Here is a 14,684-nt window from a genome sequence, read left to right on the forward strand (position 1 = left end):
CGAGGATGTGCGCATGTCAGACACCACGCGCAGCCCGCTGCCCCGGCAGATCGCCGACGCCTATGTCGACGACCTCATCGCCCTCGACCCGATCACCGGCACCTTCCTGGGCGTACCGGAGAGTTCAAGCACCCTGCCCGACCTCTCCCCCGCGGGTGCCGAGCGGCTCGCGGATCTGGCCCGCGAGACGCTCGGCCGGCTCGCCGAGGCAGAGCGGGCGCCCGGCGGCGACAGTGGCGTGGAGCGGCGCTGCGCCCGGCTGCTGCGGGAGCGCCTGACGGCAGAGCTGGCGGTCCACGACGCCGGTGAACATCTGCGCGCCGTCAGCAATCTGCACTCACCGGTGCACAAGGTGCGCCAGGTCTTCACGGTGACACCCATGCGCACAGCCGAGGACTGGGCGGCCGTCGCACGGCGTCTGCACGCCGTGCCGGCCGCGCTCGACGGCTACCGCGCCTGCCTCGCGCTCGGCCTCGAACGCAAGATGTACGGCGGCCCGCGCGCCACCGGGACCTTCATCGGCCAGCTCACCGAGTGGGCCGGCGAGGACGGCGCCAAGGGCTGGTTCGAGGAACTCACGGCGGACGGCCCGCAGGAGCTGCGCGCCGACCTCGACGCCGCGGGCGCCGCCGCCACCGCGGCCGTGGCGCGGCTGCGCGACTGGATGCGCGAGGCGTACGCGCCCGCGGTGGCCGGCGCGAGCGACACCGTGGGCCGCGAGCGCTACGCCCGCTGGTCGCGCCACTTCAACGGCACGGATCTGGATCTGGACGAGGCCTACGCGTACGGCTGGGCGGAGTACCACCGCATCCTCGGCGAGATGCGGACCGAGGCCGAGAAGGTGCTGCCGGGCGCGGCGTCCCCGTGGGAGGCGCTCAAGCACCTGGACGAGCACGGCCGGCACATCGAGGGTGTCGACGCGGTGCGCTCGTGGCTGCAGCAGGTCATGGACGAGGCGATGGACGCGCTCGACGGCACCCACTTCGAACTCGCCGAGCGGGTCCGCAGGGTGGAGTCCCGGATCGCCCCGCCGGGCGGCGCCGCGGCCCCGTACTACACACCCCCGTCGCACGACTTCTCGCGGCCCGGCATCACCTGGCTGCCGACGCTGGGCGAGAGCCGTTTTCCCGTCTACGACCTGCTCTCCACCTGGTACCACGAGGGTGTGCCCGGTCACCATCTGCAGCTCGCGCAGTGGGTGCACGTCGCCGACGACCTCTCCCGCTACCAGGCGTCGGTGGGCATGGTCAGCGCCAACGCCGAGGGCTGGGCGCTGTACGCGGAGCGGCTCATGGACGAACTCGGCTTCCTCACCGACGCGGAGCAGCGGCTCGGCTATCTGGACGCCCAGATGATGCGCGCGGCCCGGGTGATCGTGGACATCGGCATGCATCTGGAGCTGGAGATCCCGGCGGACTCGCCGTTCCGCCCCGGACAGCGGTGGACGCCCGAGCTCGCCCAGGAGTTCTTCGGCCTGCACAGCAGCCGCCCCGCGGAGTTCGTGGAGAGCGAGCTGATCCGCTATCTGTCCATGCCGGGCCAGGCCATCGGCTACAAACTGGGCGAGCGTGCCTGGCTGCTGGGCCGTGAGAACGCCCGTCGCGCCTGTCGCGCGCGGGGCGTCGCGTTCGACGCGAAGGCCTGGCACATGGCGGCCCTGTCCCAGGGCTCCCTCGGCCTGGACGATCTGGTCGACGAACTGTCCAAGCTCTGAGGGGAGTTGGCGTCGCTCCGGGCGGCGGCGTCCGTTACCTGCGGAAGCCGCCCTCCGAGTCGATCACGTTCCCGGTGATCCATTCCGCCTCGTCGGTGGCCAGCCAGGCGATGAGGCGGGCGGGGTCGTCCGGCATGCCCCAGCGGCCGGCCGGAAAGCGGGCGGCGATCGCGTCGTAGCCCGTGCCCGACATGTAATCGGTGTCCACGGGGCCGGGGTTGACGGTGTTCACGGTCACCGCGTGCTCGGCGAGCGCGGTGGCGAGGGAGCGGGTGATGGAGGCGAGGGCGCCCTTCTGGAGGGCGTAGGCGAGCTCCCAGGCCATGCCGCCCGCGATGTCCTGGCCCGAGGTCATCATCACCACGCGCCCGCCGGGGGTACGCGAGGCCGGCTCGGCACGCAGCCGGGCGTAGGCCTGGACGAGCAGGATCACCGAGCGGGTGTCGACGGCCCAGTGGCGGTCGAGATTCCCGGCGTCGATGGCGTCGAGCGTGCCGTCGTCGCCGCTGAGTGCGTGATTGGCGACGAGGATGTCGAGGCGGCCACCGAGCGCGTCCGCGGCCGTGGCGATCAGCCGCGCGGGCAGCTCCGGATCGCTCAAGTCGCCAGGGCCGTGCAGGACTTGAGCCCGCTCGGGGTCGGGCGCCGCCGCCCGCACGGAGGCCACGACGTCCTCGGGCCTTTCGGCGCCCCAGGGCAGGGCCTCGTCATGCGGCAGGTGGTGGTGCAGATACACGCTCGCCCCGTACGCGACGAGCCTGCGGGCGACCGCATGGCCGATGCCGCCGCGCCTGCTCGCACCGGTGACCAGGGCGGTACGCCCGCGCAGCGGCAGCGGGTCGCGGCGGAGCTGTTCGGGGGTGGGGTGGGGAAGTCGAGGCATCCGATCATGATGGCGGCCACGGGCCGCGGGGTGCCAACGGATTTCGCCTCGCCCGATGCCGCCTCGCCGGATGCCGCCTCGCCCGATGCCGCCTCCCCCGAGGCCCGGCCGGTACTCCCCCTCCTGAGCGCCGGCCGGGCGCCACGGCCACCGGACGCCGGAGCGCACAAAAGGCGGCGCCCAGGGCCGTCGCGCCCCACGAGTCCCATGAAGTGACCCCGTCAAACCAGGGAACGTGAGCGAATGGCAGGCTCCGGTTCGGGCCGACCTGCCGACGCCGGCCGTCAGCAGCCGCAGTCCTCCGCGTCCACCGGCACCGTCAGCTGGTCGGCCACCGGCTGCACGGTGCCCTGCCAGGTCTCGTAGGCGAAGCCCTCCCTGGCCCAGTACTCGAAGCCGCCCAGCATCTCCTTCACCTGGTAGCCGAGTTGGGCGAGGGCGAGGGCCGCGCGAGTCGCGCCATTGCAGGCGGGGCCCCAGCAGTACGTCACCACCGGCACGGACTTGTCGAGGAGCTCCCCCGCCTGCCCGGGGATGAGTGCGGTGGGCAGATGCAGGGCGCCCGGGATATGCCCCTGGTCCCAGGACTCGGTGGAGCGGATGTCGACGAGCACGAACCCGGGGTCGCCGTCGGCCGCGAGGGCCGCGGCGACATCGGAGACATCGGTGTGGAAGGCGAGCGACGCCGCGAAGTACGCGGCGGCGGCCGCGGGCGCGGCCGGTGCGACCCGCAGCACGGGGTTGGCGGCGAGCGCGGTGTCGGTCTGCGGAGCGGAGACGGTGGCGGGGACCTGTGTGTTCATGCCCAGAAATCTATGGCCAGAGATCATCACGGTGAAGGGACGATCCACGGCACCACCCTTGATCTGCCGGGGAATCCCCTGCTACTTCTCAGGCATGACCGACTATTCCCCGGACGCCACCGACTGGCGCATCCTCGATGTGCTGCAGCGCCAGGGCCGGGCCAGCTTCGCGGAGCTGGCCCGCGCCGTCTCCATGTCACCGAGCGCGGTGACCGAGCGGGTGCGGCGCCTGGAGGAGGCCGGGGTGATCGAGGGCTATGCCGCCGTGGTGTCCCCGGAGAAGATCGGCCTGCCGATCCTGGCCTTCGTCCGCCTGCGCTATCCGAACGGCAACTACAAGCCGTTCCACGACCTGGTCGCGGCCATGCCGGAGATTCTGGAGGCACACCATGTGACGGGCGACGACTGTTTCGTCATCAAGGTCGCGGCGCGCTCGATGAGCCATCTCGAAGAGGTCTCCGGCAAGATCGGCGCGCTCGGCTCGGTGACGACGAGTGTCGTCTACTCATCGCCGCTGCCACGCCGCCCGCTGGGCCGTTGAGCGCTGGGCTGCTGGGCCGTTGAACTGACTGCTGAGTGCCCTGCGGGCTGGCCGGTCGGTGTATCGGCTGCGGACGCGTCGTGGCGGGTCGCGCAGTTCCCCGCGCCCCTTCGGGGCACGCCACCCCTCGGGGCACGACCGCTCACCGGCCGAACGCCCGCGCCCCCCTCGGGGCACGGACTCTCACCGGCCGAGCCCCCGCTGCCGTACCACCGAACCCGCCCGCCCCTTCACGACTTCCAGCTGCGCGTGCACGCGGCGGCGCAGGTCGGCGACGTGGCTGACGATGCCGACGCTGCGGTCGCGTTCGCGCAGGGAGTCCAGGACGTCCAGGACCTCGTCCAGGGTCTGGTCGTCGAGGCTGCCGAAGCCCTCGTCGATGAAGAGCGTGTCCAGGCGTACGCCGCCCGCCTCGTCGGTGACCACGTCGGCGAGGCCGAGGGCGAGGGCGAGGGAGGCGAAGAAGGTCTCGCCGCCGGACAGGGTCGCCGTGTCGCGTTCGCTGCCCGTCCAGGCGTCGACGACATGGAGGCCGAGGCCCGAACGCCCGCGCCCGGTGCGGTCGTCGGAGTGGACGAGGGTGTAGCGGCCCGACGACATGCGCTGCAGGCGGGCCGTGGCCGCCGCCGCGACCTGCTCAAGACGGGCTGCCAGGACATAGGACTCCAGGCGCATCTTGCGCTCGTTCTCCGCCGATGTGCCCGCGGTGAGCGACGCCAGGCGCGCGACCCGGTCGTACTCCTCGCGCAGCGGCCCGAGTTCGCGGGCCTCGGCGGCGGCGCCGCGGGAGAGCCGGTCGAGTTCGGTGCAGCGGTGCTCGGCGGCGGTGTGCTCGGCGACGGCGGCGCGCACCGCCCGGGCCGCGCTCTTCGCGGCGGTGTGCGCGGCGGCGGGGTCGGCGGGCGGCTGCTCGGCTGCGGCCGCCGTGTCGGGTTCGGCGAGCACCGCGCGGACCGCGGCCTCTTCCTGCTGCCGCCCGTCGATACGGTCCTGCAGCTCACGGTGGCGGGCGTCGTCGAGCGCGGCGGCGGCCGCGGCGGCGGGAGTCTCGAACCCGGCGCGGTAGGCGGCGTCGGCGAGGCGGGCGTCGGCGTCCTTGAGGCGGCGGGCCGTGTCCTCGACGGCGCGCACCGCGTCGGCGGCCTCGGTGAGGAGCGCGGCCTGCCGCTCCAGCTGCGCGGCGCGCGCGGCGACCGTCGCCGCACCGCCCCTCGCCTGGGTCAACTCCTCTTCCAGTGCGGTCTGTTCACGGACCATCGCCTCGCGCAGGGAGTCACGGGACGCGGCCCGTGTCGCGGCGTCCTGGCGTTCGGCGAGCCGCCGCTCGTGCTCGGCCTCGGCGCGGGCGAGCCGCTCGCGCGCGCTGTGCAGGCCGAGCGCCCGGTCGCGGACCTCGGCGTGCCGGCGGGCCAGCTCTTCGGCCTCCCGGGCCAGTTCACCGGCCGGAGTGTCGCCCGCGGCGGCGGTCTGTGCGGCCAGCTGCTCGCGTACGTCACCAAGAGCGCGCTCGGCGTCGGCGCGCCGCTCTTCTGCCTGACGGTATGCGGCGAGGGCGGCCTCCTCGCCCTCGCGTCCGACGTGCCCCTCGACGGTGCGGGCGGGCGCGGGGTGTTCGGTGGCGCCGCACACGGAGCAGGGCGCGCCCGGAGTGAGGCTCTGGGCGAGCTCGGCGGCGATGCCCTGCAGCCGCTGTTCCTTCAGTGCGAGCCAGTGTTCATGTGCCCGGCTCGCGTCCTCCCGGGCGGCGAGGGCGTGTTCCTTGGCCTGTGCGGCCTGTCCGGCGAGGGCGTCACGGCGGTGGGCGGCCGCCGACTTGGCGCGGGCGGGCTCCAGTTGGCCCGCCAGGTGCTCGGCGTGGGTGGCGGCGTCCTGCGCGTGCTCGATGCGTTCCTGCAGCGCGCGGCGGGTCGACTCCCAGCCGTCCAGCCAGGCCGCGGCCTCCTGGAGTACGTCGGCGTCGGCGCGTTCCTGCCGGTCGGCGTCGGCGCGCCTGGCGGCGAGTTCGGTGCGCCGCTGCTCGGCGCGGCGGGCCGACTCCAGGCCGCCGAGTTCCTCAAGTGCCTTGCGGGCGGCGGCGGTCAGGCCCGCCGCGCCGGCACCGGCGAACGACTCGGGCAGTGCGGCACGCGCGCGTGCCTCGGCCTGCCGGGCGTCGCGGTGCTCGGTCTCGGTGGCGGCCCGAAGGCCGAGGGCGGGTGCGACAGTCTCGGCCTTGCGCGCCCGCTCCAGGCGCGCCTGCAACTCCCGGTGCTCACCGGCGCGTTCGTCGAGTCGGGCCGCGCGCTCCCGCGCCTCGGCGTACCGGCGCTGCAGCCGGTAGGTCTCGCGTACGTCCTCGAAGGCGGCCTGCGCCGCGGCCTGGGCGGACTCGGCGGCCTCGACACCGGCGCGTACGACGGCGAGGCGCTCGCGCGCTCCGGCCCTGGCGACCGCGGCCCACTGCAGGACGGCGCCCGCCAGACCCGGCTCGCCGGGCGTGAGGGCGGGCAGCGGCAGTTCGGCGGCGTCACCCGCGGCCTGCTGGATACGGTGCGCGGCGGCCAGCAACCGGTCGTCGCCGGCCCGCACTTGGGCCTCCGCGCCACGGCGGCGCTCGGCGAGGCCTGCCTCCACGGCGGCGAAGCGGCGGGTGTCGAAGAGCCGGCCGAGCAGCTTGCCGCGGGCTTCGGCGTCGGCGCGCAGAAACCGCGCGAAGTCGCCCTGCGGCAACAGGACGACCTGGCAGAACTGCTCCCTGCTCATCCCGAGGAGGCCCTCGATCTCGGCGCCGATCTCCTGGTGGGAGCGACTGAGGTCCTTCCAGGTGCCGGTCCCGGCGTCGTACTCGCGCAGCCAGGACTGCGCCTTTTCGGTGGTGGTGCCGGTGCCGCGCTTCTTGGGGCGCTCCCAGGACGGCTGCCGGGTGATCTCCAACCGCCGCCCGGCGACGGTCAGTTCGAGGCGCACCTCGGTGCGCAGGGACGCCGGTGCGTGGTCGCTGCGCAGACTGGTGCCGGGGCTCTGCCGGGCGCCGGGCACGGCGTTGTACAGGGCGTAGCAGACGGCGTCGAGCACCGAGGTCTTGCCCGCGCCCGTCGCGCCGTGCAGCAGGAAGAGGCCGGCTTCGGAGAGCGCGTCGAAGTCGACCTCCTGGCTGCCGCCGAAGGGGCCGAAGGCGGTGAGGGCGATACGGTGCAGTCTCACCTGGCCACCTCGCGCACGGCCTCGGATGCGCGTACGTCGTCGAACGCGTCCTGGAGCACGGCCCGTTCGTGTTCGTCGGGCCCGCTGCCGCGGACATGCGCGACGAAGTCCTCGGCGATCTCCCGGTCGTCGCGGCCCTTGAGCCGCTGGGCGTAGGAGACCTCGGGGACCCCGTCGGGCCTGCGGGGCGCGAAGGCCAGGCTGAGGGTGTGCGGGAAGCGTTCGCTCAGGCGGGCCATGGGTTCGGCCGGACGCACCGGGTCGGTGAGCGTGGCCTCCACCCAGGCATCCTCGTGCCCCTCCAACTCCGGGTCGGCGAGCAGCGTTTCGAGGGTGCCCTCGATCCTGGCGAGGCGGCGCGGCACGGGGCAGTCGATCCGCTCGGCGGCGATCTCACCGCGGGGCCCGAGGTCGATCAGCCACATGCTCTTGCGGTGGTGCTGCTCGGAGAAGGAGTACGCCAGCGGGGAGCCGGAGTAGCGCACACGCTCGGAGAGGGTCTGGCTGCCGTGCAGATGGCCGAGCGCGGCGTAGTCGACGCCGTCGAAGACGGCCGCGGGCACGGACTCGACACCGCCGACGGTGATGTCCCGCTCGCTGTCGCTGGGCTCGCCGCCGGTGACGAAGGCATGCGCGAGGACGACGGAGCGGGTGCCCGGAGGCCGCGCCGCCAGGTCGGCCCGCACCCGGTCCATGGCGGCCCCGAGCACCGCCTCGTGCCCCGCCTTCTTCACCTTGAACTCGTCCTTGACCAGGGCGGGTTCGAGATAGGGCAGACCGTAGAAGGCGACGTCGCCGTGGTCGTCGGCGAGCACCACCGGCGTGGCGCACTCGGCGGGCGCGGTGCGCAGATGGATACCGGCTCTGCCGATCAGCCCGGCGCCGACACCGAGACGCCGCGCGGAGTCGTGATTGCCGGAGATCATCACCGTCGGCACCCCGAGCTCCGCGAGCCGGTGCAGGGCCTCGTCGAACACCTCGACCGCGGCGAGCGGCGGCACCGCCCGGTCGTACACGTCACCGGCGACGAGCACCGCGTCGACCCGCTCCTCGCGCACGGTGGCGACGAGGTGGTCGATGAACGCAGCCTGGGCGTCGAGCAGATTCACTCGGTGGAATGCCCGCCCCAGGTGCCAGTCGGACGTGTGCAGCAGCCTCATGATCCCCGAGCGTATCGGTCGCTGCGCCGGTCTCTCAGGCGCATCCCGATTCACGCCCCTGCGGCGTGAGCACAGTCACCACGCACGGCCACCTGTGCCCCTCTGCTCCCTGATTCACGATCGCGAAGGGCGAGGCACTGGGCGATGCGCCCCGATGCGCCCCGGAGGACGGCCGGCCCGCCATGCGAGGCGACGGCCACGGCTCCGCCCCGCCGACCCGCTGAGGGGCCGGTGCTGGCTCACGCGTCCCCGTACGCCTCGCCGCCGAGCTCGAACCCGGCCGTCCCCGCCGTGGCGTCCGCGAGCCAGCCACGGAAGGCCTCGACGTCGGCGTCCGGCAGACCGATCTCCAGGGTGACGGCCTCGCCGTAGCGCACGTCGCGCACTTCGCGGCCCGTGGAACGCAGCTCGTTCTGGAGCTTGCCCGCGCGCTGGTGGTCGACGGTCACCGTGGCGAGGCGGAAACGGCGCCGGGTGAGGGTGCCGAGCGCGTCCAGGGCCTCGCCGACCGCACCGCCGTACGCCCTGATGAGGCCGCCCGCGCCGAGTTTGACGCCACCGAAGTAGCGGGTGACGACGGCGACGACGTACCGCATCTCGCGCCGGGTGAGCATCTGCAGCATCGGCACGCCCGCGGTGCCGCCGGGCTCGCCGTCGTCGCTCGCCTTCTGCACGGAGGCGTCGGCGCCGATGACGTACGCCCAGCAGTTGTGGTTCGCGCCGGGGTGCTCCTTGCGGACGCGCGCGATGAACTCCTGCGCCTCCCGCTCGGTGGCCGCGGGTGCGAGCGCGCACAGAAAACGGGAGCGGTTGACCTCGGTCTCGTGCACGCCCTCGCGGGCCACGGTGCGGTACTCGTCCTGCATCGGGCCAGCCTATGCGGGCGCCGCGGAGGCGTCCCACGGCGGTCCTCCGGCGGACACGGCGGCCGTCGGCGTCGGCAGTCCTCCGGCAGACACGGCGGCCGTCGGCGTCAGCTGCCGTCGTCGTCCGGGGCGACTTCCGCGACCCAGCCGTACGGCAGCTCGTCGCCGTCGACGGTGGCCGCCTCCACCGTCCGCGTCGCGGGGTCGATGTCGACCTGCAGACCGTCCCCCTCGTAGCGCGGGAAACCGCTCGCGCCGAAACCGCCGGTGTGCCGGACCGTGGCCGAGCGCAGGGCGCCGCCGTGGTCGAGGTGCCCTTCGGCGTCGGTGAGCTGGGGCTTCAGGACGACGGTGAAGCGTGCGGGCGTCGGGCTCATGTCCCGAGGCTAGTGCGCACACGGCCACTCCGCCTCCCGTCCCCCACAAGGCCGCGGGCGCCCCTCGTCGTACCAGCTACCGGCTACCGGCTACCGGCTCCCGGGCACCAGACACCAGGCACCGCTCCATCGGACCCCCAGCGCTCGCCGCCCTGTACGAGCTGTGCCAGCGTCGAAGACACGGCCCGCTCGGGCCGCCGCCCTTCATGCGTTCCTGTGATGCATTCCTGTCCTGCTACGCATTCCCGTCCTTCGAGCCTTCCCGTGACCCGGTTCCGAGTGAGTGGAGAGCCATATGCGCGACGCGGCCCAGGGGTTCGCCATCGACCTCGGCAGCGCGACCCTGCGGATCCTCTCCCGGCAGGAGCAGCAAGTCCTTCGTACGCCCACGGTCGCCGCGCTCGACCACAACGGGCGAATATGGGCCCGCGGCAACGGAGCGCTCGCCCTGCAGGGCCGTCGCCCCGACGCACTGCGGCTTGTGCGCCCGGTGACCCGTCGCGCCGTCGCCGACACCACGCTCGCCGCCCATCTCCTGCGCGTGGCACTGCGTGAGGCCTCGGGTGGCACGAAGAGCCGCACCTTCTCCGGCGGCACCGTCTGCGTACCGGACCGAATAGGCGCCCTGCAGACCCAGGCGCTGCTCGACGTCTGCGAGAACGCGGGCCTGCGCCGTATCCGCCTCGTGCCCAAGTCCCTTGCCGCCGCGGCGGGTTCGGGAGTGCCGCTGGCCGAGCCGGCGGGTGCCCTGATAGTGGACGTGGGGGCCGAACGGACCTCCGCATCGCTGCTCTCCTTCGGCGATGTGATCGCCGCGCGCAGCGCCGCGGTCGGCGGCACCGACGTCGACACCGGCCTGATCCGCCTGATGCGCCACCGCCACGGCCTGACCATCTGCCCGGGCGAGGCCGAACGCGCCAAGCATCTGATGACCCGGGCCGCCGCCGAACACGGCACGGTGCCCGTGCACGGCCAGGACCTCCAGCGCGGCCTGCCCGACACCCGCCAGGTCCCCGTCGCCGAGTTGGCGCAGGTGGCCCGCGCCACGTACGGCACGATCTCCGACCTCGTCCTCGCCCTCCTGCCGGACAGTCCGCCGAAGCTGGTCGAGGATGTCTACGACCGCGGTCTGATCCTGTGCGGCGAGGCCGCCCACCTGCACGGCCTGCCGGACCATCTGCGCGACCGCACGGGCCTTCCGGTGCACGTCCCCGACCAGCCGGGGGACGTCGGGGTGCGAGGGGCGTGGCAGGTACGGGACCCCGGCTGAGGCTTCCGGGACGCGCCACCGCGAGGCCGGGGCACCGTACGGGAAGGATCGGCGGCCTCCGGCAGTTGGGGCGTACACAGCCTGAGCCCGGCGGCGGGCACCCGCACGCCCCGGGCCCCAAGCCCCAGACGACGGAGGCCAAGCATGTACGCCGACCAGCCGACCATCCGCAGGATCCTCACCGAACTCGGCGACACCTGGGCGGTCGTCGGCCTCTCCAACAACGAGGAGCGCGCGGCCCACGGGGTGGCGGCCATCCTGCAGCGCTTCGGCAAGCGCATCGTGCCGGTCCACCCGAAGGCGGAGACCGTGCACGGCGAGAAGGGGTACGCGTCCCTCGCCGACGTGCCCTTCGACATCGACGTCGTCGACGTCTTCCTCAACAGCACACTCGCGGGCCCGGCCGCCGACGAGGCCGTGGCCATCGGCGCGAAGGCCGTCTGGTTCCAGCTGGGCGTGATCGACGAGGCCGCGTATGAGCGCACCCGCGCCGCGGGCCTCGACATGGTGATGGACCGCTGCCCGGCCATCGAGATCCCACGCCTGAGCTGACGCGGGCTACCCCTCCGCCGGGCCCTGTCCGCGCTCCGCGACCGGCCGACCCTGCAATGCCGGACGCCCCCCCTCAATTCAGTGGAGCCCCCTCCGCGCCCCGTGCTACCTCTTGCGGGCCGGGGGGGCGCACAGAGTCGTTCTCCCGCAGGTGCGCAGAGACCATCAAGGTGTACGCGGAGGGGGCGAGGTCATGGTGGCGGGGAAGCTGGTGGCGTTGCGGGCGATGGGGCCCGAGGACGCGGAGGCGTTGTGGCGCTGGAACCATGACCCCGAGGTCATGCGCTGGATGGACGACGGGTACGCGCAGCCGCTTGCCGCGGTGCGCAGGCGGCTTGAGGAGCGGCCGCCGAACGCGTACGGGAACGTGCTGTTCGCCGTCGAGGTGCGCGAGGGACCCGATGGGCGCAAGGGGCACGAGGGGCCTGACGGCGGGGCCGCGATCGGTGTCGTCCGGCTGCGGGACGCCGAGCCCGAGACCGGCTGTGCCGAACTCGACCTCTACATCGGCGAGAAGGAGTACTGGGGACGCGGCTACGCCACCGACGCCCTGCGGACCGTCTGCCGCTACGGCTTCGACAAGATGCGGCTGCACAAGATCGCGCTGACCGTCGTCACCGAGAACCACGCGGCGCACCACATCTACCGCAAGGTCGGCTTCGTCGAGGAGGGCAGGCTCCGGCAGACCTTCCGCCGTGACGGGCAGTGGTACGACGAGTTCACGATGGGGCTGCTCCAGGGCGAACTGCGCTGAACCCCGCCGTCCGCGAAGTGGCCAGATCTCAACCACATCCGGAGGGGCTCATTCCTCTCTCGTGTAGAACGTGACTGGCCGCCCCGTACCCGGTCGGCGGGGCGCGGGGCGGCCACCCGTGTTCCCGGCTCTGTCCGACTGGCGCGGAGAGGGCCCCGCGCCCGGTGTTCGCGGGGGACATCTCATGAACCAGGACCCGGACCCCCCATCAGCCTCGCATCGGCCGCGCATCGACCTCGTCGAGTGGCGCCGGTCCGGGCGGCGAGCCGAGCCGCATCTCGTACGACGTCTTTACGTCATATATCGCCGCTGTCGCCGCGCAGCTCGTCGACCACGGCGCGCACCCGCTCCGGCGGCACGTCGGGGACCAGAAGGCCGAGGGCGAGCACCAGCTTTCCCAGGAGGTACGTCGTGTCCGGGGTGCTCCGGACGAGATCGCGCACGGTCTCGGTGTCACCGGCGGCGACGGCCTCGACGAGCAGCCCCGCGGCGGGCGCCGCCGCCTCGTCGGTGAGCACCCAGCGCTCGCCGTACGGGGCGCGCCGCGCCAGATGGCGCAGGACCTGGTCGCCGGCTTCGGGCCGGTAGGCCTTGCGTACGGCCTCGTTGGCGGACCAGCACAGGGCGGAGACCAGGTCGGCCAGTTCGCCGGTGGCGCCCACGCGTTCCAGCTCGGCGTCGAAGGCCTGCTGATTGCCGTGCCGGAAGGCGAGCAGCAGCTGGGACATGACGGCCTTCGCCGCGGTCACCTGCTCCTCGGGAACTTCGGTCTCCTGAGGGGTGTCGGTCTCCCCGGGAACTTCAGTGGACAGGGTCGCCTCCCTTCCCGGCCGCCGCGCTCACGCCGGCCGTCTTCCGCGCATCCGCCGCCTCCGTCACGCCGGCCGTCTGCCGCACAACCGCCGCCTCCGTCACGGCGGCCGTCGTCGCACTTCGGGCGGCCACCGGTTGCCCCATACCCGCCGCCGCACCCCCGGCAGCCACCGACGCGCGCCCGCCCCGAGCCCGTACTCGCGCCTCGATCAGCAGCACCCCCACGACCAGCGCGCAGCCGGCCAGCGCGAGCAGCACTTCCGCGGTGGGCGAGCCATCCGGCGTGAGCAGTCGCCGGTCGGCGTCCTGCCACGGCCACAGTGCCCGCAGCGACCCCGCCATCAGGCCGGTCATCACGACCAGGGTCACATGTCGGCGGTGCTGAAGGAGCCACTTCAGCGCCTTGGCGAACAGTCCGAGTCCGACGACGCAGCCCGCGCCGAAGGCGGCCAGATGCCCGAAGTCGCGCTCGTTGACGGCCGCAATGGTCGGCTCGTACAGACCGATCGTGAGCAGGATGAACGAGCCGGAGAGTCCGGGCAGGACCAGGGCGCAGATCGCCACCGCCCCGGCCGCGAAGACGACCGCCGGATGCGTCGGGGCCTGCGCGGGCGGGAGCCCCGTCAGCACGAAGGCCCCAGCTCCCACGGCCGCCGCGAGTCCGAAGTCCCGCACGCGCCAGGCCCGGCCCGACTGTGTGTACGGCACCCACAGCGAGGCGAGTACGAGACCGAAGAACAGCGCACGCGCGGACTGCGGATGCGACTCGACGAAGGGCGCGATCAGCCGGGCGCCCAGGACCAGGGCCGCGGCCATGCCGGCGAGCACCGGCACGAGCAGACCCCAGTCGATGTCCCGCAGGGCCCGTCCCGCGCGCGCCGTACCCCGTCCCCTCGGCAGGTCCACGACCAGACAGCGGGCGGCGCCCGCCAGCTGCCCGATGGCGCCGATCAGCTGCTCGTAGACACCGGTGACAAGGGCGACGGTGCCGCCGCTGACCCCGGGAACGACCTCGGCGGAGCCGATGAGACAGCCTCTGAGGACATCGAGCAGGCGGCTGCGGCAGTGCTGCTTGGGCATGGGCTCCGGTCCGGGGTCTACGGGATACGCGGGCACCTGCCTGGCCTGCCGGTGCCGGGGCACACATCCACGGGAAATGCCGTACCAATCGTACAAGTGCCGCAATACGGTCCGGCGTCCGCCTCCACGGCCGCCCAGAGACCCATAGGTCGTGGCCCCATTGGTTATCGTGGCCGGTCACGAAAGCGGCCCGGTGCTCCGGGGCACATGAAGGGCGGGGAACGACAGCTGATGATCGACGGGCGGTCCGGCCGAATACGCGTACCGGTCGGGGACGACGCGGCTCGCTGGGCGACACGGGCCGAATGCCGGCGCGTGCTGTTCGTCGTCCACAACGTCACTTCGGCGACCCGGCTGCTCGACGTCGTCCCGCTCTTCCACGACGACCTGCGCGTCCAGCTGCTCGCCACCTGCACCGGATCGTCCGCGTTCCAGGCAGGTGTCACCGAACTCCTCGCGGAGTCGGGGCTTCCGGTGCTGCCTTGGGAGCAGGCGGTCGAGACCCCCGTGGACCTCGCCGTGTCGGCGAGCTTCGGCGGTCAACTCCACGCTCTTTGCGGTCAGTTGGCCGTCCTGTCGCACGGCGTTGGATATACTAAGAAACTGGCCACACCCCCACACCCCCACACCCCCACACCCCCACACCCCCACACCCCCACACCCCCACACCCCCACACCCCCACACCCC

The 14,684-nt window shown here is 73.2% G+C and carries 13 protein-coding genes and 1 pseudogene; 6 read left to right on the plus strand and 8 right to left on the minus strand.

Annotation, left to right across the window (positions count from 1 at the left end; translation table 11 throughout):
• Nucleotides 1-13 precede the first annotated feature (13 nt).
• The gene (locus tag ACFQVC_RS27860) at nt 14-1,714 is read left to right on the plus strand and encodes a DUF885 domain-containing protein (RefSeq protein ID WP_381835638.1); all 1,701 of its coding nucleotides are present in this window, start codon (nt 14-16) and stop codon (nt 1,712-1,714) included.
• A gap of 34 nt (nt 1,715-1,748) precedes the next feature.
• Here ACFQVC_RS27860 and ACFQVC_RS27865 read toward each other — a convergent pair whose 3' ends face one another.
• Nucleotides 1,749-2,597: an SDR family oxidoreductase gene (locus ACFQVC_RS27865; protein WP_381835640.1), complete on the minus strand. Its 849-nt coding sequence runs from the start codon at nt 2,595-2,597 to the stop codon at nt 1,749-1,751.
• Between the two features lie 284 nt (nt 2,598-2,881).
• Nucleotides 2,882-3,400: a rhodanese-like domain-containing protein gene (locus ACFQVC_RS27870; protein WP_381835642.1), complete on the minus strand. Its 519-nt coding sequence runs from the start codon at nt 3,398-3,400 to the stop codon at nt 2,882-2,884.
• Between the two features lie 94 nt (nt 3,401-3,494).
• On the opposite strand from ACFQVC_RS27870, the gene ACFQVC_RS27875 reads away from it, so the two are divergent.
• The gene (locus ACFQVC_RS27875) at nt 3,495-3,941 is read left to right on the plus strand and encodes an Lrp/AsnC family transcriptional regulator (protein ID WP_381835644.1); all 447 of its coding nucleotides are present in this window, start codon (nt 3,495-3,497) and stop codon (nt 3,939-3,941) included.
• Nucleotides 3,942-4,124: 183 nt separating this feature from the next.
• Here ACFQVC_RS27875 and ACFQVC_RS27880 read toward each other — a convergent pair whose 3' ends face one another.
• From ACFQVC_RS27880 to ACFQVC_RS27895, 4 genes are all read right to left on the minus strand, one after another.
• Entirely contained in the window at nt 4,125-7,124 is a 3,000-nt protein-coding gene (locus tag ACFQVC_RS27880; RefSeq protein WP_381835646.1) for an AAA family ATPase, read from the minus strand.
• Nucleotides 7,121-8,284, minus strand: coding sequence for an exonuclease SbcCD subunit D (locus ACFQVC_RS27885; protein WP_381835648.1), 1,164 nt, complete (start codon nt 8,282-8,284; stop codon nt 7,121-7,123). Before ACFQVC_RS27885 ends, ACFQVC_RS27880 begins: the two co-directional genes overlap by 4 nt.
• Nucleotides 8,285-8,523: 239 nt before the next feature.
• Nucleotides 8,524-9,150: a YigZ family protein gene (locus tag ACFQVC_RS27890; protein WP_381835650.1), complete on the minus strand. Its 627-nt coding sequence runs from the start codon at nt 9,148-9,150 to the stop codon at nt 8,524-8,526.
• A gap of 107 nt (nt 9,151-9,257) precedes the next feature.
• On the minus strand, nt 9,258-9,527 hold the full coding sequence (locus ACFQVC_RS27895; RefSeq protein ID WP_381835652.1) for a hypothetical protein: 270 nt from the start codon (nt 9,525-9,527) through the stop codon (nt 9,258-9,260).
• A gap of 295 nt (nt 9,528-9,822) precedes the next feature.
• Here ACFQVC_RS27895 and ACFQVC_RS27900 point away from each other — a divergent pair, with 295 nt between their 5' ends.
• The 3 genes from ACFQVC_RS27900 to ACFQVC_RS27910 all read left to right on the plus strand — a co-directional run bounded on the left by ACFQVC_RS27900 (nt 9,823) and on the right by ACFQVC_RS27910 (nt 12,103).
• Nucleotides 9,823-10,797: a rod shape-determining protein gene (locus tag ACFQVC_RS27900; RefSeq protein ID WP_381835654.1), complete on the plus strand. Its 975-nt coding sequence runs from the start codon at nt 9,823-9,825 to the stop codon at nt 10,795-10,797.
• A 144-nt stretch (nt 10,798-10,941) separates the two neighbouring features.
• On the plus strand, nt 10,942-11,349 hold the full coding sequence (locus ACFQVC_RS27905) for a CoA-binding protein (RefSeq protein WP_381835656.1): 408 nt from the start codon (nt 10,942-10,944) through the stop codon (nt 11,347-11,349).
• Nucleotides 11,350-11,542: 193 nt separating this feature from the next.
• On the plus strand, nt 11,543-12,103 hold the full coding sequence (locus ACFQVC_RS27910) for a GNAT family N-acetyltransferase (RefSeq protein ID WP_381835658.1): 561 nt from the start codon (nt 11,543-11,545) through the stop codon (nt 12,101-12,103).
• 296 nt (nt 12,104-12,399) lie between these two features.
• Here ACFQVC_RS27910 and ACFQVC_RS27915 read toward each other — a convergent pair whose 3' ends face one another.
• Nucleotides 12,400-12,852, minus strand: a complete 453-nt coding sequence (locus tag ACFQVC_RS27915) for a hypothetical protein (RefSeq protein WP_381835660.1) — start codon at nt 12,850-12,852, stop codon at nt 12,400-12,402.
• Nucleotides 12,853-12,904: 52 nt separating this feature from the next.
• Nucleotides 12,905-13,996, minus strand: coding sequence for a DUF368 domain-containing protein (locus ACFQVC_RS27920; protein WP_381835662.1), 1,092 nt, complete (start codon nt 13,994-13,996; stop codon nt 12,905-12,907).
• A gap of 231 nt (nt 13,997-14,227) precedes the next feature.
• Between ACFQVC_RS27920 and ACFQVC_RS27925 the strand changes: the two are divergent.
• Nucleotides 14,228-14,684 (plus strand): annotated as a pseudogene (locus ACFQVC_RS27925) (hypothetical protein); the annotation flags it as partial.

Source organism: Streptomyces monticola, from assembly GCF_042665355.1.
Lineage (GTDB): Bacteria > Actinomycetota > Actinomycetes > Streptomycetales > Streptomycetaceae > Streptomyces > Streptomyces monticola.